19 protein-coding genes are annotated in these 25,966 nt (G+C 63.8%); 10 read left to right on the plus strand and 9 right to left on the minus strand.

Annotation, left to right across the window (positions count from 1 at the left end; translation table 11 throughout):
- Positions 1-2: 2 nt before the first annotated feature.
- Positions 3-1,931 (minus strand): autotransporter assembly complex protein TamA, encoded by a 1,929-nt coding sequence (locus tag NKI05_RS19355; protein ID WP_352792931.1) that lies wholly within the window; start codon positions 1,929-1,931, stop codon positions 3-5.
- 277 nt (positions 1,932-2,208) lie between these two features.
- Here NKI05_RS19355 and NKI05_RS19360 point away from each other — a divergent pair, with 277 nt between their 5' ends.
- The 7 genes from NKI05_RS19360 (at position 2,209) to NKI05_RS19390 (ending at position 14,938) form a co-directional block, all read left to right on the plus strand.
- Entirely contained in the window at positions 2,209-7,695 is a 5,487-nt protein-coding gene (locus tag NKI05_RS19360; protein WP_352792933.1) for an alpha-2-macroglobulin family protein, read from the plus strand.
- Between the two features lie 83 nt (positions 7,696-7,778).
- A complete protein-coding gene (gene pbpC / locus NKI05_RS19365) occupies positions 7,779-9,884 on the plus strand; it encodes a penicillin-binding protein 1C (RefSeq protein ID WP_031205453.1) in 2,106 nt (701 codons plus the stop codon).
- A gap of 250 nt (positions 9,885-10,134) precedes the next feature.
- Positions 10,135-10,818: a M15 family metallopeptidase gene (locus tag NKI05_RS19370; RefSeq protein WP_023815604.1), complete on the plus strand. Its 684-nt coding sequence runs from the start codon at positions 10,135-10,137 to the stop codon at positions 10,816-10,818.
- A gap of 230 nt (positions 10,819-11,048) precedes the next feature.
- Complete coding sequence (locus NKI05_RS19375; RefSeq protein ID WP_023673082.1) at positions 11,049-12,077, plus strand: sulfate ABC transporter substrate-binding protein; 1,029 nt, start codon at positions 11,049-11,051, stop codon at positions 12,075-12,077.
- Between the two features lie 18 nt (positions 12,078-12,095).
- Positions 12,096-12,947, plus strand: a complete 852-nt coding sequence (gene cysT, locus NKI05_RS19380) for a sulfate ABC transporter permease subunit CysT (RefSeq protein WP_023815605.1) — start codon at positions 12,096-12,098, stop codon at positions 12,945-12,947.
- Positions 12,940-13,824 (plus strand): sulfate ABC transporter permease subunit CysW, encoded by an 885-nt coding sequence (cysW, locus tag NKI05_RS19385; protein WP_023690809.1) that lies wholly within the window; start codon positions 12,940-12,942, stop codon positions 13,822-13,824. The genes cysT and cysW overlap by 8 nt, the downstream gene beginning before the upstream one ends.
- A gap of 73 nt (positions 13,825-13,897) precedes the next feature.
- A complete protein-coding gene (locus NKI05_RS19390; protein ID WP_023673079.1) occupies positions 13,898-14,938 on the plus strand; it encodes a sulfate/molybdate ABC transporter ATP-binding protein in 1,041 nt (346 codons plus the stop codon).
- A 14-nt stretch (positions 14,939-14,952) separates the two neighbouring features.
- Here NKI05_RS19390 and NKI05_RS19395 read toward each other — a convergent pair whose 3' ends face one another.
- Together NKI05_RS19395 and NKI05_RS19400 are read right to left on the minus strand one after the other, a co-directional pair.
- Positions 14,953-15,351, minus strand: a complete 399-nt coding sequence (locus NKI05_RS19395; RefSeq protein ID WP_023725412.1) for a type II toxin-antitoxin system VapC family toxin — start codon at positions 15,349-15,351, stop codon at positions 14,953-14,955.
- Positions 15,351-15,623, minus strand: a complete 273-nt coding sequence (locus NKI05_RS19400; RefSeq protein ID WP_023687970.1) for an AbrB/MazE/SpoVT family DNA-binding domain-containing protein — start codon at positions 15,621-15,623, stop codon at positions 15,351-15,353. Before NKI05_RS19400 ends, NKI05_RS19395 begins: the two co-directional genes overlap by 1 nt.
- A 240-nt stretch (positions 15,624-15,863) precedes the next feature.
- On the opposite strand from NKI05_RS19400, the gene NKI05_RS19405 reads away from it, so the two are divergent.
- Positions 15,864-16,844: a sulfate ABC transporter substrate-binding protein gene (locus tag NKI05_RS19405; protein ID WP_023752963.1), complete on the plus strand. Its 981-nt coding sequence runs from the start codon at positions 15,864-15,866 to the stop codon at positions 16,842-16,844.
- A gap of 261 nt (positions 16,845-17,105) precedes the next feature.
- Positions 17,106-17,555: an RrF2 family transcriptional regulator gene (locus tag NKI05_RS19410; protein WP_023673075.1), complete on the plus strand. Its 450-nt coding sequence runs from the start codon at positions 17,106-17,108 to the stop codon at positions 17,553-17,555.
- Between the two features lie 65 nt (positions 17,556-17,620).
- Here the strand turns inward: NKI05_RS19410 and NKI05_RS19415 are convergent, their stop codons facing one another.
- The gene (locus tag NKI05_RS19415; protein WP_502898763.1) at positions 17,621-19,162 is read right to left on the minus strand and encodes an acyl--CoA ligase; all 1,542 of its coding nucleotides are present in this window, start codon (positions 19,160-19,162) and stop codon (positions 17,621-17,623) included.
- 113 nt (positions 19,163-19,275) lie between these two features.
- Between NKI05_RS19415 and NKI05_RS19420 the strand changes: the two genes are divergently transcribed.
- Positions 19,276-20,424 carry a lysophospholipid acyltransferase family protein gene (locus NKI05_RS19420; protein ID WP_023815607.1) on the plus strand — a complete coding sequence of 383 codons (1,149 nt, stop codon included), beginning with the start codon at positions 19,276-19,278 and terminating at the stop codon, positions 20,422-20,424.
- Here the strand turns inward: NKI05_RS19420 and NKI05_RS19425 are convergent.
- The 5 genes from NKI05_RS19425 to NKI05_RS19445 form a co-directional block, all read right to left on the minus strand.
- Positions 20,419-20,973, minus strand: a complete 555-nt coding sequence (locus NKI05_RS19425) for a gluconokinase (protein WP_023673072.1) — start codon at positions 20,971-20,973, stop codon at positions 20,419-20,421. The genes NKI05_RS19420 and NKI05_RS19425 overlap by 6 nt on opposite strands.
- 2 nt (positions 20,974-20,975) lie before the next feature.
- Positions 20,976-21,962 (minus strand): ABC transporter permease, encoded by a 987-nt coding sequence (locus NKI05_RS19430; protein WP_023673071.1) that lies wholly within the window; start codon positions 21,960-21,962, stop codon positions 20,976-20,978.
- Positions 21,959-22,939, minus strand: coding sequence for an ABC transporter permease (locus tag NKI05_RS19435; protein WP_023815608.1), 981 nt, complete (start codon positions 22,937-22,939; stop codon positions 21,959-21,961). Before NKI05_RS19435 ends, NKI05_RS19430 begins: the two co-directional genes overlap by 4 nt.
- Positions 22,936-24,498 (minus strand): sugar ABC transporter ATP-binding protein, encoded by a 1,563-nt coding sequence (locus NKI05_RS19440; protein WP_023815609.1) that lies wholly within the window; start codon positions 24,496-24,498, stop codon positions 22,936-22,938. The genes NKI05_RS19435 and NKI05_RS19440 overlap by 4 nt, the downstream gene beginning before the upstream one ends.
- Positions 24,499-24,591: 93 nt before the next feature.
- The gene (locus NKI05_RS19445; protein WP_023682221.1) at positions 24,592-25,716 is read right to left on the minus strand and encodes a sugar ABC transporter substrate-binding protein; all 1,125 of its coding nucleotides are present in this window, start codon (positions 25,714-25,716) and stop codon (positions 24,592-24,594) included.
- Positions 25,717-25,966 lie beyond the last annotated feature (250 nt).

Here is a 25,966-nt window from a genome sequence, read left to right on the forward strand (position 1 = left end):
CGTCAGAACGCCTGTCCGATCCCGGCATAGATGCCGAAACGCGGGTCGCCACGGTCGCGGTTGAGCGGCACGGCGGCGTCGATGCGTAGCGGCCCGAACGGCGTGATGTAGCGCAGGCCAACGCCCGCGCCGACCTTCACGTCGGAAAAGTCCGGCGTCGCTGTGGTCGAGACAGTGCCGGCGTCGACGAACGGCACGATGCCGATCGTGTCGGTCAGCGCAATGCGCATTTCGACCGATGTTTCGAAGAAGGAAAGCCCGCCGATCGGCTGATTGTCGATGTCCTTCGGTCCGATGCCCTGATAGGCATAGCCCCGCACCGAGCCGCCACCGCCGGAATAGAAGCGCCTGTCGGCTGGAACGTTCTGAAGGCCGGTGCCGACGATCGAACCCAGCGCGACGCGTTCGGCAAGCACGAATTTCGAGGCCGTGTCGAGCGACTGATAGGCCGACCCCTCGCCCCTGAGCTTGAGGAAGGCGGCGCCGCTCAGAATGTCGTAGCTCGGTTCGGCATAGGCCAGAACCCTGAAGCCGCTGGTCGGATTGAGCCGGTTGTCCCTGTTGTCATAGACATATTGCAGCGGAATGCTGGCGATCAGGTATTTGTGCTTGCCGAAGGCGTCCGTGATCCTGGAATAGTCGAGCGCGATTTCAGCCGAAACCGTCTGCTTCTTGTCGATCTCATAGGACAGGCCGGTGCTGCCCTTGACCGAGAAATGGTCGTAGGCATCGGGATGTTCGAGCACGGTCTTGACGCTGGCGATGAATTTCGAAGCCGGCCCGACCACGCCCGGCTTCTCGAACATGATGCCGGCATTGTAGTTGAGCTCGCTGAGATCGTTGCTGCCGATGCCGCTGATCTTGCCCTCGATGCGCAGCTTTTCGGCCCGGCCGAACAGATTTCGGTGGCCCCAATAGCCTTCCAGGCCTAGCCCTTCGGTGTTGGAGAAAGTGCCGCCAACGCCGAAATAGCGTGGTTTGCGCTCGCTGACCTGAACGCCGATCGGAATGTTGCCGTCGGCGTCGAGACTGTCGGCTTCCTTCAGCGTCACGCTGTTGAACACTTCGAGCCTCAGCAGCCGGTCGCGGGCATCGTCGATCTCGTCAGGCGAATATTGCCGGCCGCGTTTCAGCCCGGTCATATATTCGGTGAACTCGCGATCGACCTTCTCGGTGCCGTCGACGGTGGTGTCGCCATAACCGGCAACCGGCCCGGCGGCCACCGTCAGCGTCACGTCTAGCGTCGAGGTGGTGTGCTCGGCCACGACCTGCCTGTCGGTGATCCGGGCCAGCGGCCGGCCCTCCTGCTTCAGCGCCCGCACGATCAGCGCCTCGGCCTTGAGCACGGCGCCCGAGCCGGCATCGCCGCCGGCTATCAGGCCGAAATCGGCGCTCGCCAGCCCGGCGGCATCGCCCTCCAGCCGAATATTGCCGAGCGTGAATTTGGGCCCGCTCGAGATGCTGATCACCACCGGGATCGGCTGCGGACCCGTAAATTCGGCATCGGGCGGCAAATCGTCGAGCACCTTGCCCTGGATGGTGATGGTGACGACGCCTTCATAACGGGCGTCGGCAGAAAGCGCGGCGACCAGCTGTTCGCGGTCGCTACGCGCCTTGGCCAAAAGGCCGAGCGAGCCGGAAACCGGGCGGTCCTCGTCGGATTTCAGCGACGAGGCGTTTTCGAGCTTCTTAACCAAGTCCTCGTCGGCATCGGGCGCTTCGATGGTCACCGCATAGCGCAGCGGGTCGACGATATCGGCGTCCTCGTCATTCGAAGAGCCCCACAATTTGATGCCGAAGAGCTCGAAGGCGGCCGCCGACCCCGATTCGGCAACGAGCACGCTCGAGCACGCCAACGCCACAATCAGCGCGCGCGAAAGCGTGCGCCGTGGCGCACTTACCTTCGACATCTGCGCTTCATACGCCGGCATCAGGACAACCTAGGTTACAAAACTAAAATTGGAATGAAGTTTTGAAGCGCTCGTAAAGGGGCCACAATCCAATTGTCTGAAATAGGTAGGGCTTGGAATTCACACCTTCTGCGTTTTCGCAAGAAAGCGTGATCCCTTTCCCCTGGATGAACTATCGGCATACCGGTCATTGGCCGGTTTGGGAACCGTTGGCGGGCGGAAACCTGCCCGTCCTCGTGTTGACAAGCTTGACTGAAGCTTGAACATGCCGCGGACGTAGCAGTGTCTGGAGGGTGTTATGGCAATGCGCGCGGCGGCTCGTGGTCTGTCGATCTTGATTCTTCTCATTTTCGCCTGGGGGTCTGTAGCGCAAGCGGCCGAAGCCCGCCGGGTGGTGACCTCAAATAATTCCGACTATTTCGGCTTCGATCTCAGATCGGACCAGAATGTCAGCCTCGATCAGTGCAAGACGACATGCCTCGGCGACCCCGCTTGCCGCGCCTTTACTTACAACAACAGGGCCAAATGGTGCTTCCTAAAGTCCGACTATAACCAGTTGAAACCCTTCAGCGGCGCGGTCGCGGGCAAGGTCGTCAATGTCGATGGCGACCCCGATATCGGCGCCCCGCCGGAACTCGCCTTCTTCCCCAACTGGATGGCCGACCAGGCCCAGCAATACCGCAACAAGCTGACCGATCCGGCCTATGACAAGCCGACCGACGGGCTGGAATCACTCCGCGCCGCCGCCGAACAGGCTGCACTGACCGGCGACCATGGCCAGGCCATGAACAAATACGAGGCCACGGTCTCGGTCCTGCCTGACGACGGCCAGCTTTGGCTCGGTCTGGCGCGTGAAACGCTTGCCATACAGCCGGCCAGCGGCACCTCCGAATCCTACAATCTGCCGGTCAAAGGCACCTCCGCCGCCATCAACGCCTACAAGTTGCTGCGCACCACCAAGACCCGCGCCGAAGTGCTGGCGCTGCTCGGCGCCGGCCTCGACCGCCGCGATCTCTACCGTCCAGCCCTGCAGGCTTATGAAGCCAGCCTCGCGCTGGTCAGTTCGCCGGCGGTCAAGGCCGAATATGAGGATCTCAAGGCCCGCAAGGGCTTCCGCGTCATCGATCACTCGATCGACGCCGACACCAGCGCGCCGCGCATTTGCGCGCAGTTTTCCGAGGAGCTGGTCAAGACCGGCGTCGACTACGCCCAGTTCGTCACCGTCGACAACCAGCCGCCCAAGGGCGTCGAGGCCAAGGACAAGCAGATCTGCGTCGAAGGCCTGGAACACGGCCAGCATTACGAAGTGACCTTCCGCGCCGGCCTGCCGGCCGCCATTGGCGAGGTCACCGCCGCTCCGGTCGTGCTGTCGATCTATGTGCAGGATCGCGCGCCGTCCGCCCGCTTCACCGGCGACAGCTTCGTGCTGCCCGCCGGCGCCCGCCGTGGCATCCCCATCGTCACCGTCAACATGAACACCGCGCAGATGAAGCTCTACCGTATCGGCGATCGTTCGCTCGCGCAGCTTCTGTCCGGCTATCAGTTCCTGAAGCAGCTCGACGGCTATGATATCTCCAGCATTTCCGACCAGATGGGTGAGCCGGTCTGGCAGGGGCAGCTCGATATCGCCAACGACCTCAACAAGGACGTCACGACTTCGTTCCCGGTCGACGAAGCCTTGCCGCAGCGCAAGCCCGGCGTCTACGTGCTGACCGCGCAAGCGGTAAATGAAAATGACGAGGACAATTACAATTCGCTTGCCACGCAGTGGTTCGTCGTCTCCGACATCGGCCTGTCGTCCTATACCGGCCAGGATGGCCTCAATGTCTTTGCCCGCTCGCTCGGAACCGCCAAGCCGATCGCCGGCGCCGAACTGACGCTGCTGGCCAGGAACAATGAAATCCTCGGCACAGCCACGTCGGACGCCGAAGGCCATGCTGTCTTCAACCCCGGCCTGACGCGCGGCGACGGCGGCATGGTGCCGGCCGTTCTGATGGCCAAGCAGGGCGACAACGATTTCGTCTTCCTCGACATGGGCCGCGCCGGCTTCGATCTGTCCGATCGCGGCGTCGCCGGACGCGCCGCACCGGGCGCGCTCGATGTCTATGCCTGGACCGAACGCGGCATCTACCGCGCCGGCGAGGATGTGCATGTCGCAGCCCTTGCCCGCGACGTCGCCTCCAAAGCGGTGGAAAACCTGCCGCTGACCTTCATCTTCACCCGTCCCGACGGCGTCGAGAACCGCCGCATCGTTGCCGATGGCGTCTCGGCCGGCGGCTATGCCGTCGACCTGCCGCTGGAAGCCAACGCCATGCGCGGCACCTGGACGGTGTCGATCTATACCGATCCCAAGCAGGCGGCCGTTTCCAGCCAGATGTTCCTGGTCGAAGACTTCGTGCCGGATCGCATCGAGTTCGACATGAAGTCCGACAAGCAGGAGATCGCACAGGGCGAAACCGCCAACATCGACATTGACGGCCGCTTCCTCTATGGCGCGCCGGCCGCCGGCCTCGCGCTCGAAGGCGAGCTGACGCTGTCGACGGCGCGCGACTGGGACCGTTTCGCCGGCTATTCGTTCGGCCTTGCTGACGAGCAGTCGGCCGAGCCTTCGGTCACCCCGTTCACCGGTCTGCCGGTGGTCGGCGACGACGGCAAGGCGACCTTCCCGGTCACGGTCGACCAATTGCCCGCGACCACCAAGCTGGTCGACGCCAAGGTCACGGTTCGCATGCGTGAAACCGGCGGCCGCGCCATCGAACGCTCGCTCAACATCGGCATCCGCCCGCAAGGCCACATGATCGGCATTCGTCCGGATTTCGCCGACAATGAGGTGCCGCAGGGCGGCACCGCCAAGTTCAGCCTCATCGCGGTCGACCCCGACGGCAAGCGCGAGACGCTGAAGGGCGCGCAGTGGTCGCTGGTCAAGGTCGAACGCAATTACCAGTGGTACCGCAACAACAACTCGTGGAACTACGAACCGGTCACCTTCACCAAGTCGATCGCCAACGGCCAGGTCGATCTCAGCGCCGATGCCGAGGCGACCGTGACGATGCCGGTCGACTGGGGCCAGTACCGGCTCGAGATCGAGACTGCCGATCCCGAGGGCCCGGCGACCAGCTATGAGTTCGACGCCGGCTGGTATGTCTCCTCGACCTCCACCGAAACGCCTGACGGGCTCGAGATCGCTCTCGACAAGGACAGCTATGCCGTCGGCGACGTGGCCAAGCTGAAAGTGTCGCCGCATTTTGCCGGCGAACTGCTGGTCACCATCGGCGCCGACAAGCTGCTCAAGACCGTCACGGCAACCGTGCCGGCCGGCGGCAGCACGGTCGAGATCCCGGTCGGTGACGACTGGGGCGCCGGCGCCTACATCACCGCAACCCTGTTCCGGCCCGGCGATGCGCAGGAAACCCGCATGCCGGCGCGCGCCATCGGCGTAAAATGGCTGACGGTCGACCCAGGCTCGAAAAAGCTCGCCGTCACCCTGACGCCGCCGGACAAGACGATGCCGCGCCAGCAGCTGTCGATCCCGGTTTCGGTCGCCGGCGTAGCGCCGGGCAGCAATGCCTATGTCACGGTCGCTGCCGTCGATGTCGGCATTTTGAACCTCACCAACTACAAGGCGCCGGATCCGGAGGGCTGGTATTTCGGCCAGCGCATGCTCGGGCTCGAAGTCCGCGACATCTATGGCCGTCTCATCGACGGCTCGCTCGGCACCACCGGCAAGCTCAGGACCGGCGGCGACGGCGCCTCGATGCAGCCGCAAGGCAGTCCGCCGACCGAAAAGCTGGTCGCCTTCTTCTCCGGCCCGGTCCAGCTCGACGCCGACGGCAAGGCAAGGATCGACTTCGACATCCCGCAGTTCAACGGCACCGTGCGCGTCATGGCCGTCGCCTGGACCAAGGAGGCCGTCGGCCATGCCACGACCGATGTCATCGTGCGCGATCCGGTGGTGATCACTGCCGGCCTGCCCCGCTTCCTGGCGCCTGGAGATGCAGCTATCATGCGGCTCGACGTCGCCGACACCGACGGTCCGGAGGGCGACTATGCCCTGTCGATCGCCACGACCGGCGACCTCTCGACCGGCGACAAGCCCTTGCCCGAAAAGCTGACGCTGGCCAAGGGCAAGCGCCAGACGCTGACCGTGCCGCTGATTGCACATACGGCGGGCAATGCCTCGATCACCATCAAGCTCGCCCATGGCGACGGCACCGCCGTCGAGCAGACGCTGTATGTTCCGGTGCGTCCGGCGCAATTGCCGGTCACCACCCGTCTGGTCGTCGACCTCAAGGGCAATGGCGGCTCGCTGCGCGTCGACAAGGAGCTGCTCGCGGCAAGCCTGCTCGACGGCGCCTCGATCAGTGTCGGCGTTTCGCAGGCTGCCGCCTTCGACGTGCCGTCGCTGCTGATGACGCTCGACCGCTACCCCTATGGTTGCGCCGAGCAGACCACCAGCCGCGCCATGCCGCTTCTCTACGTCAACGATCTGGCGTCCGGCGTTGGCATGCAAAGCGATCCCGAACTGCACGGCCGCGTGCAGGCCGCCATCTACAAGGTGCTGAGCTACCAGGCTTCGGCCGGCAGCTTCGGCCTGTGGGGTCCGGGCTCCGGCGATCTGTGGCTTGACTCTTACGTCACCGACTTCCTGACCCGGGCGCGCGAGCAGAACTACGACGTGCCGGCGCTGGCGATGAGCCAGGCGCTGAGCAATCTGCAAAACTCGGTCGGTTACGACCAGGACGTCCAGGATCGCGGCAGCGAAATCGCCTACGCGCTCTATGTTCTGGCCCGCAACAAGAAGGCCTCGGTCGGCGATCTGCGCTACTACGCCGACACCAAGCTCGAAGCCTTCTCGAGCCCGATGGCCGTCGCCCAGTTGGCGGCTAGCCTGGCGCTCTACGGCGACGCGCAGCGTTCGGAAGCAACCTTCCAGACGGCGCTGCAGCTGGCCAAGTCGACCACCGAATACGACTACTACCGGTCCGACTATGGCTCGCGGCTGCGTGATGGCGCCGCGATCCTGGCGCTCGCCGCCGAATCGAAGCCGGTGCCGACCATCGTGCCGGAGCTGATCCGGCTGGTGGCAAGGGAACGCGCCGATGCCCGCTGGACCAGCACGCAGGACGAGTCCTGGATGCTTCTGGCGGCCCGCGCGCTGAAGTCGGGCAACAACTCTATCACGCTGTCGGTCAACGGCGCGCCGCATGCAGGTGGATATTCCAACCACCTCAGCGGCACCGACATTGCCGACAGCCCGCTGACCATCGCCAACACCGGCGCCACGCCGCTGCAGGCGGTCGTCACCACGGTCGCCTCGCCGGTAGAGCCCTTGCCGGCCGGCGGCGACGGCTTCACCATCGACCGCACCTACTACAAGCTCGATGGCACCGAAGCCAACGTCACCGAGGCGACGCAGAACGAACGCTACGTGGTCGTGCTCAAGGTTTACGAGCAGAACCGCTGGCCTTCGCGCCTGCTGATCACCGACCTGTTGCCGGCCGGCTTCGAGATCGACAATCCGGGCCTTGTCTCCAGCGCCCAATTGTCGAACTTCACCTGGCTGGCGCAAACGGACGCAGCCCATCTCGAATTCCGCGACGACCGTTTCGTCGCGGCATTCAATCCCAATGACGGCGATGGCGACCGCAACATCATGCTGGCCTACGTCGTGCGTGCGGTAACGCCGGGCACCTATGCCCATCCGGCAGCCACGGTGGAGGACATGTACCGGCCGCAATATTCGGCCCGCACCGCCACCGGCATGATGGAGATCAAGGCGCCGTAAGGCGCCTTGACGAAGATGAACACGCCGATGTCCGCTACCATCTCCTTCTCCCCGCTATGCGGAGAGAAGGAGCCGGCAGGCGGATGAAGGGCACCACCATGCTCTCCAGAAAATTTCTCCGTCGAACAGGCATCGCCGCCGCCTCCCTCGTCGGCTTTGCGGCGATCGCTGCCGCTTCTCTCTGGGAACTCGACCGCGCTTTTCCGCCGCCGCTGCCCGGAAGGCTCACCGTCTCCACCGAGGTCCAGGACCGCGACGGCCAGCTGTTGCGCGCCTTCGCCACGCCGGACGGTTACTGGCGGCTCGACACTGATCTCGACCAGGTCGACAAGCAGTTCGTCGACATGCTGGTCACCTATGAAGACAAGCGCTTCTGGGACCATGATGGCGTCGATGTGCTGGCGCTGGCGCGCGCCGCCGGCCAGTTCGCCACCAGCGGCCATATCGTCTCCGGCGGCTCGACCCTGTCGATGCAGCTTGCCCGGCTGATCGAGCCACGCGAAAACCGCAGCCTCGGCTCGAAGATCAAGCAGATGCTGCGTGCCATCCAGATCGAGCGGCGGCTGTCTAAGCAGGAGATCCTCGAACGCTACCTGACCTTGGCGCCCTATGGCGGCAATCTCGAAGGCGTGCGCGCCGCCTCGCTTGCCTATTTCGGCAAGGAGCCGAAGCGGCTGACGGTTTCGGAAGCAGCCCTCTTGGTGGCGCTGCCGCAATTGCCGGAAAAGCGCCGGCCCGACCGCAATCTCACCATTGCGCATGCCGCCCGTGACCGCGTGCTGACCCGCATGGTTTCGGCTGGCCTGCTTGGCGAGCGCGAGGCCGCGCGCGCCGCCCTCGACGATGTCTCGGGCCTGCGCCGCAAATTGCCGGCGCTGGCGCCGCACGCCGCCTACGCCATGCTGCCCAAGGCCGTGCCCGGCAAGCCACTGCAGCTTACGATCCGCAAAAGCGTCCAGCAAGGGCTGGAACAGGTGGCGCGCGATGCCGCGATCAAGCTTGGCCCGCGCCTGTCAGTCGCCATGGTGATGGCGGACGCACGCACCGGCGACATTCTTGGCGAAGTCGGCTCGGCCGATTTCTTCGATGCCAGCCGCTCCGGCTGGATCGACATGACCAGGATCGTGCGTTCGCCCGGTTCGACGCTGAAGCCGTTCATCTATGGCCTCGCCTTCGAGCAAGGGCTGGTGGCGCAGGAAATGCTGATCGAGGACAGTCCGGTCGATTTCGGCGGCTACCGGCCAAAGAATTTCGACATGGGCTATCAGGGGGATGTCTCGATCCGCCAGGCGCTGCAGCTGTCGCTCAACGTTCCGGCGATCCGCGTGCTCGACTCGGTCGGCCCGGCACGGCTGATGGCGCGCTTCCGCCAGGCCGGCGTCAGCCCCGTGCTACCGGTCAACGAGGCGCCGGGCCTCGCCATCGGCCTCGGAGGCGTCGGCGTAACGCTGCGCGATCTCGTCCAGCTCTATACCGGCCTCGCCAATGGCGGCAAGGCAAACACGCTGCATGACGGCACCGAGCCGGCCAATGCCGAGCGCACCACCGCCACCATCCTCGACGCCCAGGCGAACTGGCAGATCACCGACATGTTGTCGGGCGTGAAGCCGCCCGAGGGCGCCTTGCAGCGCGGCATCGCCTACAAGACCGGCACGTCCTACGGCTACCGCGACGCCTGGTCGGTCGGCTTCGACGGCCGCTACGTGCTGGGCGTCTGGGTCGGCCGCGCCGATGCCGGCGCCGTGCCCGGCCTGTCCGGCTATGTCTCGGCCGCCCCCATCCTGTTCGAGGGCTTCGTCCGCTCCAGCCTTGCAGCGGCACCGTTGCCCAGCCAGCCGGCCGGCGTCGTCAAGGCCAGGCGCGAAGACCTGCCGGTGACCCTGGCGCGCTTCGGGGCCGGCGCCGACGGACTGGTGCAGGCAGGCCCGACTGAACCGGCGCCGACGATCATTTTCCCGCCCAACGGCGCCCGCGTCGATCTCGCCACCAATTCCGCCGAGGCCTCGCCGCTGGTGCTGAAACTGCAAGGCGGCCGCGCGCCGTTCCGCTGGCTGGCCAACGGCAAGCCGCTCGTCGGCATCGACCGCCGCCGCACCGCGACCTGGCTGCCCGACGGCGCCGGCTATTCGACGCTCACCGTCATCGACGCCGTGGGACGCGCGGCAAGCGTGAAGGTGTTCGTTGAATAGATGGCGCCAAGCGATTCAGGGGATTGGGCTTCTTCGCCTGAAACCCGGCGCGAGGCACCCCCCTCTGGCCTGCCGGCCATCTCCCCCGCAAGGGAGATTGGCAGCTTCGGCGCCGCGCTCATTCAGCAACGTTGAAAATTGGCGAAAGCCGCAGCAACATCTGATCTCCCCCCTTGCGGGGGAGATGGCCGGCAGGCCAGAGGGGGGTGTGCCGAAGCGCTTGCATCGAGGATTGGCCTTAGCCGTATCCATGTTCGTTTCGACTTGCTCCCCCGCCGACGCCGATCCCGTGCCCGCCGGCTTCGTCCGCCTGGCCGATGTCGATCCCTCGATCCGCCAGGACATCCGCTATGCCGGCCTGGAAAATTTCCTGCATCGCAAGGCCGATGGCTACGACGCCCCAATCTGCATCCTCACGAAGCAAGCTGCGCAAGCGCTGTCCGGTGTGCAGAAAGCGCTCGCCGCCGATGGCCTGACGCTGGTCGTCTTCGACTGCTACCGCCCGGCCCGCGCCGTTGCCGACATGGGCAAATGGACCAGAGAGGGCGGCCCGCCCGATCCGCAATGGTACCCTCAGGTGCAGCGCGGCGACCTCATCGCCAAGGGCTATATCGGCGAATTGTCCACCCATTCGCGCGGCTCGACCGTCGATGTCGCCATCGCCCGCAGCGACGGCAAGAACAAGTCATCCGCCGCTTGCGGCGCGCCCGGCGCCGGCACGCTCGATTTCGGCACCAGCTTCGACTGTTTCGACCCGGCAAGCGAAACCGCACATCGCCCATTGGCGGCAGAAGCGGCGGCAAACCGCAAAAGGCTGCTCGACGCCATGCGCGCCAGCGGCTTCAAGAATTATGCGCGCGAGTGGTGGCACTACACGCTCCGGGATGAGCCGTTTCCAAAGCTGCGCTTCGATTTTCCTATCACTGCGGGCTGAACCGCCCGGTGCTACACCGAGCCTTCCCTCGCTCGGCCTTGCTTCTGCGGTGTCAGCTCCTAGATAGCGTCAAACCGGCCGGATTTGGGTTAGACCAATATGAGGAAAATATTTCCTTCCGAGACCCAATATCGGCGAAAATTTCCTTCGAGCGGACAAAAAAGGCAACGTTGAATGCATCTAATTTCTATCAATTCGATAGAGTTCAGCCGTCATCAACGGAGGCGGGAATGACCAAACCTCATTTCAAGAAACTGCTCGGCGCACTGGTCGCCACATCGATCCAGTTCGGCACGCTCGGTTTCGCGTTTGCCGATACGACCATTCTGAACGTGTCCTACGACCCGACACGCGAACTCTACAAGGCCTATGACGAAGCCTTCGTCGCACACTGGAAGGCCGAGACCGGCGAGACGGTCACGATCCAGCAATCGCATGGCGGATCGGGCGCCCAGGCCCGCGCCGTGATCGACGGCCTCGATGCCGATGTGGTCACGCTGGCGCTTGAGGGCGACATCAACGCCATCGTCACCAAATCGAAGAAGATCAATCCGGACTGGCGCAAGAAATTCGAGAACAATTCAGCGCCGTACACCTCGACCATCATCTTCCTGGTCCGCAAAGGCAACCCGAAGGGCATCCACGACTGGAGCGATCTGGTCAAGGACGGCGTCCAGGTGATCACGCCGAACCCCAAGACCTCCGGCGGTGCGCGCTGGAACTACCTTGCCGCCTGGGCCTATGCCAACGCCAATGATGGCGGCGACGAAGCCAAGAACAAGGAATTCGTCGGCAAGCTCTACGCCAATGCTCCGGTGCTCGACACCGGTGCGCGCGGCTCGACGGTCACCTTCGCGCAAAAGGGCATCGGCGACGTGCTGATCGGCTGGGAAAACGACGCCTATCTGGCGCTCAATGAATTCGGAGCCGACAATTTCGAGATCGTCTATCCCCCGACCTCGATCCTGGCCGAGCCGCCGGTGGCGATCGTCGACGCCAATGTCGATGCCAAGGGCACCCGCAAGGTCGCCGAAGCCTATCTCGGCTGGCTCTATTCCAAGGAAGCCCAGACGATCATCGCCAAGAACCACTATCGTCCGGCCAAGCCCGAGTTGGTGGATGCGGCTGACATTCCGAAGACGCCCGAAATCAAGCTGATCTCCATCGACGATCCGCTTTTTGGCGGCTGGAAGAAGGCACAGCCTTATCATTTCGGCGACGGTGGTATATTCGACCAGATCTACAAGCCGGCCCAGTAGGATTTAGATCAGGACGACATGACCATAGCACCCGCCAAGGCGGGGTGGCGATTCAGACAGCCGAGTGTCATTCCGGGTTTCGGATTGACGCTCGGCTTCTCGCTTGCCTACCTCACGCTCATCATCCTCATTCCCCTGTCGGGCCTGATCTGGCGCTCGGCAGCCCTCGGCTGGACCGATTTCTGGGCGATCGTCACTGACCGCCGGACCATCAACGCACTCGAAATCAGCTTCGGCACAGCCTTCATGGCAGCCGCCGTCAACGTCGTCTTCGGCACGCTCGTCGCCTGGGTGTTGGTGCGCTACCGTTTCCCCGGCCGCCGCGTCGTCGACGCCATGGTCGACCTGCCCTTCGCGCTGCCGACGGCAGTAGCCGGCATTGCGCTGACCACTCTTTATGCGCCCAATGGCTGGATCGGCCATCTCCTGGCGCCGCTCGGCATCAAGGTCGCCTACACGCCGCTCGGCATCGTCGTGGCGCTTGTCTTCATCGGCCTGCCGTTTGTCGTGCGCACGGTGCAGCCGATCATGGAGGAGATCGACAAGGAAGTGGAGGAGGCCGCCGCGACGCTCGGCGCCAACCGCTTCCAGATCATCACCCGCATCCTGTTTCCCGGCCTGGCGCCGGCCATCATCACCGGCTTCTCACTCGCCTTCGCGCGCGGCGTCGGCGAATACGGCTCGGTCATCTTCATCGCCGGCAACCTTCCCTACAAGTCGGAGATCGCACCGCTTCTGATCGTCATCCGGCTCGAGGAGTACAATTATCCGGCGGCCACCGCGATCGCGGCGATCATGCTTTTGCTGTCGTTCGTGATGCTGCTGGTCATCAACCTGGCGCAGTCATGGAGTCGCAAGCGCTATGGCTGACCCCGAGATCAAATCCTACGAACCGCATCACGAGAGCCGGTCGGCGGCGGTGACCGAAAGCCGGCCGGTGCGGCTGCTGCTGATGGCGGTGGCCTTCGCCTTCCTCGCCATCTTCCTGCTGCTGCCGCTGATCATCGTCTTCCACGAGGCGCTGGCGAAAGGCATTGGCGCCTACACGGAATCGCTCTCCAATCCCGATACGCGCTCGGCGATCCGGCTGACGCTGCTGGTGGCGGTGATCGCCGTTCCGCTCAACGTCGTCTTCGGCATTTCGGCTGCCTGGGCGATCGCCAAGTTCGAGTTCAAGGGCAAGGCTTTTCTAACCACGCTGATCGACCTGCCCTTCTCGGTCTCGCCGGTCATTTCCGGCCTGGTCTATGTGCTTTTGTTTGGCGCTCAGGGACTGTTCGGTGAATGGCTGAAGGCGCACGGCATCCAGATCTTGTTCGCCGTGCCCGGCATCGTGCTCGCGACCATCTTCGTCACCTTCCCCTTCGTTGCCCGCGAACTGATCCCGCTGATGCAGGAACAGGGCAACGGCGACGAGGAAGCCGCGCTCTCTCTGGGCGCCAATGGCTGGCAGACCTTCTGGTACGTGACGCTGCCCAACGTCAAATGGGGATTGCTCTACGGCGTGCTTCTGTGCAACGCCCGCTCGATGGGCGAATTCGGCGCGGTCTCGGTCGTGTCGGGCCACATACGCGGGCTGACCAACACCATGCCGTTGCATGTCGAAATCCTCTACAACGAGTACAACGCCGTCGGCGCTTTTGCCGTCGCTTCGCTGCTTGCCGGCCTGGCGCTGGTCACGCTGGTCTTGAAAACACTTCTCGAGATGCGCTACGGCGCCGAGATCGCCGCGACGCGCGGGCACTGACTAAATGCATATCGCCCAAGACTGGGAACCGGTTTTGGGACAACGACATGCACCAAATTACTGAGGGATCTACATGGAAGTTCGCGTTGCCAACGTACGCAAGGAGTTTGACCGGTTTCCGGCCCTCCATGACGTATCGCTTGACATCAAGTCGGGTGAGCTGATCGCGCTGCTTGGGCCATCCGGCTCCGGCAAGACGACGCTGCTGAGGCTTATCGCCGGCCTGGAGCGGCCGACGCGCGGAAAGATCTTCTTCGGCGACGAGGACGCCTCGCACCGCTCGATCCAGGAGCGCAATGTCGGCTTCGTCTTCCAGCACTATGCGCTCTTCCGGCACATGACGGTCGCCGACAATATCGGCTTCGGCCTCAAGGTGCGGCATGGACCGTCGCGACCACCGGCGGCCGAAATCCGCCGACGCGCCTCCGAACTGCTCGATCTCGTTCAGCTTTCCGGCCTGGAAAAGCGCTATCCGGCGCAACTTTCCGGTGGCCAGCGCCAGCGCGTGGCGCTCGCCCGGGCCATGGCCATCGAGCCCAAGGTGCTGTTGCTCGACGAGCCGTTCGGCGCGCTCGATGCGCAGGTGCGCCGGGAACTCCGCCGCTGGCTGCGCGAGATCCATGACCGTACCGGCCACACCACCGTCTTCGTCACCCACGACCAGGAAGAGGCGCTCGAGCTTGCCGACCGCGTCGTGGTGATGAGCCAGGGCCGCATCGAGCAGGTCGGCTCCGCCGACGAGATCTACGACACGCCGAACTCGCCCTTCGTCTACTCCTTCATCGGCGAATCGAGCATGCTGCCGGTCAAGGTTGAGAATGGCGAAATCTGGCTCGCCGACCGTCCGATCGGCGTGTCGGCGCCGCACGCACCCGAGGGCGATGCGACGCTGTATTTCCGCCCGCACGATATCGAACTGCTCGACGGCTGCAGCGGCTGCATCGCCGGCACGGTCGCCGCCAGCCGCCGCGTCGCCGGCACAAGACGCGTCGAACTGGAAATCGGCGGCGAGCGCCAGCGCGTCGAGATCGAACTGCCTGTGGACCATCCTGCGGCGCAGAAGAGCCGGGTGGCGTTCAGGCCAAGGCGCTGGAAGCTTTTCCCGGCGGCATAGACATCGATCCGGCGCTACTCCAGCCAGTTCTCGAGCGTCAGGCCCTTGATCCGACGGAACTCAGCGGTGTTGGCCGTCACCAGTGTCGTCCCCAACACACAGGCATGGGCAGCAATGAAAAGATCATTGTGGCCGATTGGCTGGCCTCTGGCCTCCAGCTCGGCACGAAGTGCTCCGTATTCGTTATCCATCGGCACATCGAGCGGCAGCACAGGTAACTCGGCGAGCAATTGCTCGACCTTGGCGAGCAGCTTGGCCGATCCCTTGCGGGCGCAGCCATAACGCAGCTCCGAGGCGACAACGATGCTGGTGCACAGGGCACCGTCTCCCGCGCGAACCGCCGTACTGGCGGCTTTGCCGGCCGGATTTCGGATCATGTCGCTGATGATGTTCGTGTCCAGCATGAACCGCATCAGAAGATGTCCTCGGGCCCCACGGGCGCATCATGAATCTCGGGAAAGTCGTCTTCAGGACCAAGCGGCGGCTCTTTCGCCCATTGGGCAAGGAGCGCGACGAGGCCGGGTTTGCGGACCGGCTCGATGATCAGCCGGTCGCCATCGCGGCTGATCAGGACCTTCTCGCCAGGCAGCTCGAATTCGACAGGGATGCGAACCGCCTGACTGCGGTTGTTGCGAAACAACTTCGCCTCCCTGGGCGGTGGTATCGAGTGACGGTGCTGCGGCATGGCAGCCTCCCCTGTCTGTTCCACTTGTATATGCCATTTGTATATGCCATTCGGCTTCGAATTGCAAACCACAGAAAACCCCAACGCACCGGCATTTCGCCTGGAATGAATTTTCGCCGATAACCTGCTTCAGCGATTTGTTTTTCGCTGCAACGCCATACGTCTGCCCCGTGTGCCTCGCAGTACACCCTCCGGCCCGGCTATGTTCTGGCAACGCATTGCACATCGGAGCCTGTTTTCATGAAGCGTTTTTTGCTAAGCGTCGCCACCGGCCTGGTCCTCGCCTCTTCGCCGGCCTGGTCGGCCGACAAATTGCTCAACGCTTCCTATGATGTCGGCCGCGAATTGTTCGCCCAGGTGAACAAGGCTTTCGTCGCCGGCCATCCGGGCGTCACCGTCGACCAGTCGCATGCCGGCACCTCGGCGCAGGCGCGCGCCATTGCCGAAGGCCTCGGCGCCGATGTCGTCACCTTCAACCAGGTCACCGACATCGACTTTCTGGTCAAGAAAGGCCTCGTCTCCGCCGACTGGCAGAAGGATTTCCCCGACAACGCCTCGCCCTTCTATTCGCTCCCATCCTTTCTCGTCCGCGCGGGCAACCCCAAGCGCATCAAGGACTGGAACGACCTCGTGCGCGACGACGTGCAGGTGATCTTCCCCAACCCCAAGACCTCGGGCAATGCGCGCTACACCTATCTGGCCGCAACCGCCTACGCCAAGGAAGCCTTCAAGGGCGACGACGCCAAGGTGAAGGAGTTCGTCACCAAGCTGTTCAACAACGTGCCGATCTTCGACACCGGCGGGCGCGCCGCCACCACCACCTTCGTGCAGCGCGAGATCGGCGACGTGCTGATCACCTTCGAGTCGGAAACGCGCGGCATCCGCAAGGAGTATGGCAACGACAAGTTCGAACAGGTCACGCCAACGGTCAGCCTGCTCGCCGAATTCCCGGTGGCGATCGTCGACAAGGTCGCCGACGAGCACGGCAGCCGTGACCTCGCCAAGACCTATCTCGACTTCCTCTACACGCCCGAGGGCCAGACCATCGCGGCTGAAAATGGCCTGCGCGCCCGCAACGCTGAAGTCTCGGCAAAATACAAGGCCGACTTCCCCGATGTCCGCCTGCTGACGGTGGAAGACGTCTTTGGCGGCTGGGACAAGGTACAGAAGGAGCACTTCGCCGCCGGCGGTCTGCTCGACCAGACCTATGGCAGCCGCTGATATCAGCAGCGTTCGACCTCACCTCACAAGAAAGCCGGCGCTTTGCCGGCTTTTTCGTTTTCGCGCGCCGACAAACGGCTTTCATGCGGAGTCTGTCGCGATCGGCGAAAAACGTTACAAAGAATGAACGCCTTTGTGCCTAACGTCTCAACCGGGCGGCTTGTTCTACGCGAAACCGGGTTGTTCAGGCGAAACGTCATGATTTGCACACAAACAACCGCCAGATGCGGGTGGTTGGGGTTTTCATGAACTGAAGCGGGCATGCTTACCAAAAAAGGCAAATACGGCCTCAAGGCCCTCGTGCATCTTTCCGGCCTGCCGGTCGGCCAGCTTGCATTCGTCAACGACATCGCGATCGCCAACAACATCCCGAAGAAATTCCTGGATGCCATTCTGGGCGAGCTGCGCAATGCCGGTTTCGTCCTCAGTCGCAAGGGCAAGGAAGGCGGTTATCGCCTCGCCCGGCCGGCTTCCGAAATCAAGATCGGCCACGTCGTGCGCGTGCTGGACGGCCCGCTCGCTCCCATACCCTGCGCCAGCCGCACGCAATACCAGCGCTGCGAGGATTGCGACGAGGCGACCTGCCAAGTCCGGCACATGATGCTGGAAGTGCGCCAGGCGATCGCCGAAGTGCTGGACAATCGCAGCCTCGCCGCCATGCGCGACGCCGACAATGATGATTTTCCGGTCGAGCTGACATCGCAGATCTAAATTAGAGCATGGTCCCGAAAAGTGGGAACCGGTTTTCGGACAAGATCATGCTCAAATGAGAGTCCTCAGACCAGGCCGAGCTTGCCGGCCAGGCCGACGCGCTGGATCTTGCCTGTGGGACCCTTGGGTATCTCCTGAAGAAACAAGATGTGGCGCGGCACCTTGAACTCGACAATGCGGCTGCGCGCGAAATCGCGTATCTCATCGGCGTCGGCGATGGCGCCCTCGGCCAGCACGATAGCCGCACCCACCTCCTCGCCGAGCATGGCATGCGGCACGGCGAAGGTCACCGCCTGCGCCACCAGCGGATGATCGAGCAGCACATTGTCGACCTCGAGCGGCGAGATCTTTTCGCCGCCGCGGTTGATGATCTCCTTCAGCCGCCCGGTGATCTTCAGATCGCCATCCTCGTCGATCAGACCCTGGTCGCCGGTGCGGAACCAGCCATCGCTGAAGGCAGCTTCATTGGCCACCGGATTGTCGAGATAGCCATCATGGATGTTGGCGCCGCGCACCGCGATCTCGCCCTTTTCACCCGCCGGAAGGATCGTCCCCTTGTCGTCCAGGATCGTCACCTGCGGACCCGCAGGCAGGCCGACCGAGCCTGGCTTGCGGCGCGCCGGCGGCAAGCCATTGGATGTCATCTGGTGCGCCGCCTCGGTCATGCCATAGGCCTCGACCACCGGACAGCCGAAGACGCGCTCGAGGTCGCGGAACACGGTGTCGGGAAGCGCTGCCGAAGACGAGCGGATGAAGCGCAGCCGCGCAGCCGCGATGGTTTCGCCATTGCGGGCGGCGCGCGCCAGGATCGCCTGATGCATGGTCGGCACCGCGCTGTACCAGCTCGGCCTGAAGTCGCCCAGCCAGCCGTAGAATTTGAGCGGGTTGAAGCCCGGCGTGCAGACAACAGCGCCGCCGACTGCCAGCTGTGCGCTGAGCGCCGCCATCAGCCCGTGAATGTGGAACAGCGGCATCACGTTGAGACAGATATCGTCTGCCGAAAGCGCCAAGGTGCGGGCGATGTTGGCCATTGATGCCTGCAGATTGCGCTGCCGCAAGCCGACGATCTTCGGTCGCGCCGTGGTTCCCGACGTGTGCAGGACCAGCGCGAAATCGTCCGGCCCGTTGAGCTGCATATCGTCGAGGCGAGCCTCGCTGGCAGCCTCCACCTCGGCGTCGCCCGCCAGCAGAAACTCGCCGGCCTTGGCGCCGTCAGTCACGACGACGTCGAGCACCGCAATGCCGTGCCCCTTTGCGGCGTTGCGCGCGGCATCGCCCATGCCTTGTCCGCACAGCAGCAGCTTCACATCGAGATCGCCGAGATAGAAGCGGAATTCGTCTTCGCCGTAAGCCGGATTGAGCGGCGCCGCCGTCGCCAACGCCGAGACCGCCAGGAAACAGGCCGCCATTTCCGGGCCGTTGGGCAAGACGATGCCGACGGCCGTGCCGCGGGCAACGCCACGCCTGGCGAGATCGCCGCAGAGCTTGTCGACAAGATTGACGAGGCCGGCAAAGCTGAGGGATGGCCGGTCCGGCGCCATCAGCGCCACCGCAGCCGGCTGCCAGGGCGCCAGTTGGGGAAGTGCTACCGATAGGGCCTGTTTCAAGTTCGAACCCTGAATGGCGTTCACCATGGCCTTGCCGGCGCCGATTGCGCGCCCGTGGCAGACGCAGTAAAGCGATTTCCGGACGCACGCAAGAACAGGTGGACACCGATCGGATGAGGCTGCCGTGGTTGGGAAAATCCCGGAAAGCCGACCGGACACCATCTTCCGCCGTCATTTATCATACGGAAATCATCGCCGACATCCTGGTGCCCGAACGCGCCGAGCATGTCCGCTTCTTCAGCCGCAAGCAGGTCCGCGCCGGCAAGTTGCGCACCTTCAACAACAGGGATCTCCGCGAGCTGCTGCTGGCCGCCTTTTATCTCGGGGTCGCGGCATTGCTACCGGTCAATTGGTGGGCCGCGATCTGCAGCCGCGTATCGGGGCTGCGCCTCAAGCGCCATATCCGCAAGGATTTCGTGCGCTACGCCGCCGCGACGCGCGCCGTGCTCGGCAATGGCATCGATGCGCAAAGGCAGTTCAGGGCCTTGCTCTGCGCCAACCACCGCCGGCGTTTGCTGCTTGCCGCGCATCTCATCGGTCGCCGCTGGTCACCTGATATCCGGCTGGAGGGCCTGGAAGGCCTGCAAGCGGCGCTGAAGCGCGGCCACGGCGCTATCATCTGGTGCGATCAGTTCACGACCCAGACCATCATCGGCAAACGCGCTCTCCATGAAGCCGGCATCGAGACACACCAGCTCAGCGTCAGGGCTCACGGCATATCCGATTCGACCTTCGGCTTGCGCTTCCTGAACCCGCCGATGGTTCGGGTCGAGAACCGTTTCCTGAAAAGCCGGATCATGTTCGACCGCAGCGACGCCTACCAGGTCACCGGCCGGATCCAGAAGATCCTTGGCAGCAACGGCGTGGTGTTGGTGACCAACACGGTGCATGCCGGCTCGACATTCACCGAAGTCGGCCTTGGCGAGAGCGGCTGGACCCACCTGGCTTCGGCGCCGACGAATTTCGCTGCCAGAGGCAAGGCGGCGCTGTTTTCCATGTCGACCTTCGAGACCAATCCGTTCCGCCAATACCGCGCCGTCCTAAGTCCCGAACTGGTGCCGGCCCCGGCAGAGGCCGGCGAGCCCGCGACCAGAGCCGGCGGCGCCAAGAACATGGCGCTTCAGGCCGAGTACATATTGCTCAAGCGCGACCGCTTGCTGGAGGCGCTGAAACTCTATCCCGAGCAAATGATGGTCTGGTCAGGCCATGACCGGTTCACCGAACGGCCGGAAACCGCCTTGCCCGACGAGGGTGGTTCATGATTTTGCGCCGGCCAGCAGGCTGGCAACGGCGGTGACGATTTCAGCCACTGGAAGTGTGGCGTCGGCCGTCAGCGCCCGCTCGTCGGCGCCAGGCGGTTCAAGGATGGCGAACTGGCTTTCGACCAGGCTTGCCGGCATGAAATGGCCCTTGCGGTTGGCGACACGCTGCTTGGCGGTTGCGGGATCGATCTTCAGATAGATGAAATCGATATCCCGGCGGAAGCCACGCAGACGATCGCGGTAGCTGCGCTTCAGCGCCGAGCAGGCGGCAACCACGCTTTGGCCGCTGCCGGTCAGGTCGGCGATCCGCTCGCCGATGGCATCGAGCCAGCCCTCACGCAGTTGATCTGTGAGCGGCTCGCCGCTCGCCATGCGGGCGACGTTTTCGGGTGGGTGCAGCCTGTCGCCTTCGACAAAGACGGCCCCTTCCTCTGCTGCCAATGCTTTGCCGACAGCCGATTTTCCGCAGCCGGCGACGCCCATCACCACAATGGCCCGAGGCACTGAGCCGGTAGCGCCCATTGGCGCCTTTGCGGTCTTTTCGTCCATGGTCAGCGGCTTGCCGGCGCGCGGCCGTAGAGCAGGAGCATGGCGACGATGACCAGGCCATAGACGATCTGCCGCCCCGCCTCCGGCATCTGCATGACCGAGAGTATGGACTGCAGGAGGGTGATCAGAATGACACCGGCGACGGTGCCGAGATAGGAGCCGCGGCCACCCAGGATGGAGGTGCCGCCCAGAACCACGGCGGCGATCGACGGCAGGAGATAGGCATCGCCCATCGATTGCGCCGCCTTGGAGGCATAGCCGGCGAGAAGCACTCCGCCAAAGGCGGACAGCCCGCCTGAGATAGCGAAGGCGATCATCACCACGCGCCTTGTATCGATGCCGGAGAGATAGGCGGCACGCTCGCGGTTGCCGATGCCGTAGACGGTGCGGCCGAAGCTGGTGCGGGACAGCACGAACACCATCGCGGCACCAATCAGGGCCCAGATGATGACGGCGTTAGGCACGCCTGGAATGGTAAAACCTGTCGCAAGATAGCGCATGGCGCCGGTGGCCGAATCCTGTGGCGAGTAGCCGCCGGTATAAACGACCATGAGCCCCTGAGCGACAGCGTTGGTTGCGAGCGTGATGATCATCGAGGGTATGCGCAGATAGGCGACGCCAAAGCCGTTGACGATGCCGATCAGCACCCCGCAGAAGATGCCGAACGGGATGGCCAGCGCCACACCGATCGGGCCATAGGCCGCAGCCGCACACGCCATCATCGCGCCCGCCGCCACCGCCCACGGCACCGACAGGTCGATCTGGCCTAGCAGGATGACCAGCATCATGCCTGTGGCGATGACGCCGAGGAACGAGGCCACCTTGAGCTGCTGCAAGAGATATTCAGGCGACAGAAAGCTCCTGGAATAGAGGCTGCCTAGGAACAGCAACAGCACGATGCAGGCGAAGGCCGTCAGCACCGCCGGATCGGCGCGGCGGATGAATTTCGGCATGCGGCCGGCTATGCCGCCCAACGTCGTTTCGCTCACAGGAACCACTCCAGCCGGTTGCGGACCCGAAACAGTGCGAAGGCGCCGAGGCTGACCGCAACCAGCAGGATAACGCCCTGGAACAGTGGCTGCCATAGCGGGTCGAAATCGAACACGAACAACAGGTCGCCGATGGTGCGGAAGGCCAGCGCGCCGAAGATGGCGCCGATGGCGCTGCCTTTGCCGCCGAACAGCGAGACGCCGCCCAGCACCACCGCGGCAATCGAAAACAGCGTATAGGCGTTGCCACTGACATAGGCTGCATCGCCGGTATAGGTGAAGAAGGTCAGGAACAGTCCGCCGATCGCGGCCAACAGGCCTGCGAGCGCGTAGGCAGCGAACTTGCCGCGCCTTATCGGCACACCGGACATGTAGGCCGCCGTCTCCGAGGATCCGGCCGCATAGGCCGCGCGCCCGAGCACCGAGCGGCTGAACGGTACCCAGACCACGAGCACGACGGCGAGCAGCACGACCAGGCTCGCCGGCACCACGCCCAACAGGCGTCCGGTCAGCGCGTCGGCGAGACCTTCGTTGACCGAACCGCCGGGAAACGGCCTCAGCAGCAGCGCGATGCCGAAATAGACCGCACCCGTGGCGATCGTGGCGACGATCGGCTGCAGGCGGCCGTAGATGACGATGGCGCCGTTGATCGCCCCGCACAGGAACCCGGTGCCGAGCACGGCGATGACGCCGAAAGCGGTCTCGAGGCCGGTGCCGATGACTAGCCAGGAGGCGAGGCAATTGGTCAGCGTGAAGATCATGCCGACGGAGAGGTCGATGCCGGCGGTGATCACGACCAGTGTCTGCGCCATGGCGACGAAGGCGAGCAGCACGCCCTTGTTGGACGCCGTCTGCACGACATTGGCGGTGAAGCCCGCCGGATGGTTCGAGGTGTAGATGACGAACATGACAATGAATATGCCGAGTGCCATCAGTGTTCCGCGCTGCTCGGCCAGCCAGTAGCGCCACTCTTTCACGCGTCCGCTCCCTGTCTTGCGCCGGCATCGTCTCTCGCGCCGTCATCGCCGTGGATGTTGAGCGCGCTTGCAATGAGCGCCCGCTCGGTGATCTCGGCCCCGACCAGCTCGCGCTTGACCGCGCCGTCATAGAGCACCAGCACGCGGTCGCAGCAGCCGATCAGTTCGTCATAGTCGGTCGAATAGAACAGGATCGCCGCCCCCGCATCCGCCAGCTTGCGCATCAGTTGATAGAGTTCCTGCTTGGTGCCGACGTCGATGCCGCGCGTCGGATCGTTGAGCAGGATGATACGCGGCTGGCGCATCAGCCATTTGGCGATGACCACCTTCTGCTGGTTGCCCCCCGACAGCGCACCGACCGGAATGTCGAGGCCGGCCGTCTTGATCGCCAGCAGCCCGACCATGTCGTCGATCAGCCGCTGTTCGGCGGCGCGGTCGATGATGCCGGCCTTGGACAGCCGGTCTAGGGCGGCAAAGGAGAGGTTCTCGCGCACCGTCATCGGCAGCATCAGGCCTTCGGTCTTGCGGTCCTCCGGGATCAGCGCCATGCCGATGCGGTCGTCGCGCGCCGCTTGGGGGCTGGCGATCGAAACAGGCTTGCCGTCGATAAGGATCTGGCCGCCGAGGCCGCGCAGCACACCGAAAAAGGCAAGCAGCAATTCGCGCTGGCCCTGGCCGTCCAGGCCGCCAAGGCCGACGACCTCGCCTGCCCCGACCGTCAGCGAGACATTGTCCAGCCGGTCCGTCCAGGACAGCTTGCGCGCCTCCAGCACAGGAACGGCGGCGGCTGCGGTGCGCGCGGGTTTGGGCGGGAAAATATGGCTGTATTCGCGCCCGATCATCAGTTCGACGACTTCGTTGTCGCTCTTTGTGCCTGCCTTGTAGCTGGCGACATTGCGGCCGTTGCGAAACACCGTGCAGTGGTCGGCAAGCTCGGCGATCTCGTTCATGCGGTGCGAAATGTAAAGCAGCGCCAACCCTTCCGAGCGCAACCGCTTGAGCACGCTGAATATCCTGGCGACGTCCGTCGCGGTCAGCGCCGAGGTCGCCTCGTCGAGGATCAGGATGCGCGGCTTCCTGGCCAATGCCTTGGCAATCTCGACCATCTGTCTTCTTGAAAGCGGAAGATCCTTGACCAGCGCCAATGGATGGATATCGGCCGCACCTGCGCGTGCCAGCGCATCCTCGGCAATGCGGCGCTGCGCCTTGCGGTCGATCATGCCGAAACGCTTCGGCGGATCGGAGATGACGATGTTGTCGGCAACGCTGAGTTCGGGAACCAGCGACAGCTCCTGGAAGATGCAGACGATGCCGGACTTGTTTGCAGCAGCAGGCGAAGCGAACGTCACCTCGCCGCCGTTCAGCATCATGCGGCCTTCGTCGGGCGCGACGACGCCCGCCATGACCTTGATCAGCGTCGATTTGCCGGCGCCGTTTTCGCCGAGAATGGCGTGGATGCTACCGGACGCGACCGAAAGCTCGGCCTTTTCCAGCGCCCGCACACCACCATAGCGCTTGGATATGCCTTCCATCCGGAAGAGCGGAACCGCACCGTCCATCGGCCCTCCCGAGGCAGTTTGACTTCAAGGGATATCGAGTGGCCGGCGCCGCGGAGATCCCGCGGCGCCGGATATGCCGCCTATTGGTCAGCCCTATTGGTCAGCTTTGGTCTGGCCCATGATTTCCTGCGCGGTGAAATTGATGCCGCAGGTCGGGAAGGAATTGCCGACGAAGAAATTGTCGGACTGGTCGGGGAAGAAATCCTGACCGGCCTTGAAGTTCGGATCCTCGACGATCGCCAGCGGCAGTTTCACCGCCTGCGGCACGACGTTGCCTTCGAGCGCGGCAATCGCCGTCTTGATGGCGACCGCGACCTGCGCCGGACCGGTGCCAGCCGATGAGCATTTCAGCCCGTCACCGGCATGTGCCGCGCAGAACTTGCGGAAACCGTTCTCGGTCTCCCCGCCGAACGGCACGAAAGCATGCTTGGCATCGATCATCGCCTGCACGATGCCGGTGTCGCCGCCTTGCCCGGTGATTCCGTCGAACGGACCGTTGGTGGCAATGGCGTCGGCCGTGGCCTTCTGTGCCACGCCGTCGTCCCATTTGCCGACCACCTCGGTGACGTCCCATTTCTTGCCGGAGGCATCGAGCGCTTCATGGATTCCGTTGTGACGGTCGGTGTCGACGGAAGTCCCGGCAACGCCGCGCACTTCGAGCACCTTGCCGCCATTCGGCACATGGCCGACCAGCCATTTGCCCCACAATTCGCCAAGGCCCTTCTGGTCGACATTGACGTTGATGGCGTCCTTGGTATCGAGAATATTGTCGAAGGCGACGAGGATGACGCCAGCTTCCTTGGCGCGCTTGATGACCGGCCCGAAAGCGGTCGGGTTCTGGGCGTTGACGACGATCGCGTCATAGCCGGAATCGATGAAGTTGTTGATCGCCGAAATCTGAGCCGGCACGTCCTCGCCGGTCGAGACGACCTTGAATTCCTTCAGTTTCGCGGCGACCTCCGGCTGGGCCGCATAGGCCTTGGCGGTCTGCACCATCTGGATGCGCCAGGTGTTGGCGATATAGCCATTGGCGAGCGCGATGCGGTATGGGCCGTCTTTCTTGGGGAACTTGAAGAACTGCGTATCGGCCGCCCAGGGCGCAAAGCAATCCGGCTCAGCCGACGGGCCCTTGACAACTTCCGGGTCGGCCATGGCCGACGAACTCAGCATGACGAATGCAGTGGCGGCAACGATGCCACCAACAAGTGACTTGATCATCGATATTCCTCCCAGTTGTAGTTTTATTTGCTGCTGCTTGTTAATTTGATGCTGTTTGTCGTGGTGTGTTTTCCACGCCTGCCGAAGGCCCTCCAGCCTGGCCGGCGCCACGTCTCAAGGGCCCGAAGCCGGCCCGATCCCCTCCCCCTCGCCGCTTCACAGGCGAGAAACGAAACTAGCATATTATACATAATAAACAAGCATGAGCTGTTGCTTATGTATAATAAACAGGGGCGGCCTTTCATCAAAA

It is taken from the genome of Mesorhizobium sp. M0771 (assembly GCF_040320155.1).
In the GTDB taxonomy this organism is placed as follows: domain Bacteria; phylum Pseudomonadota; class Alphaproteobacteria; order Rhizobiales; family Rhizobiaceae; genus Mesorhizobium.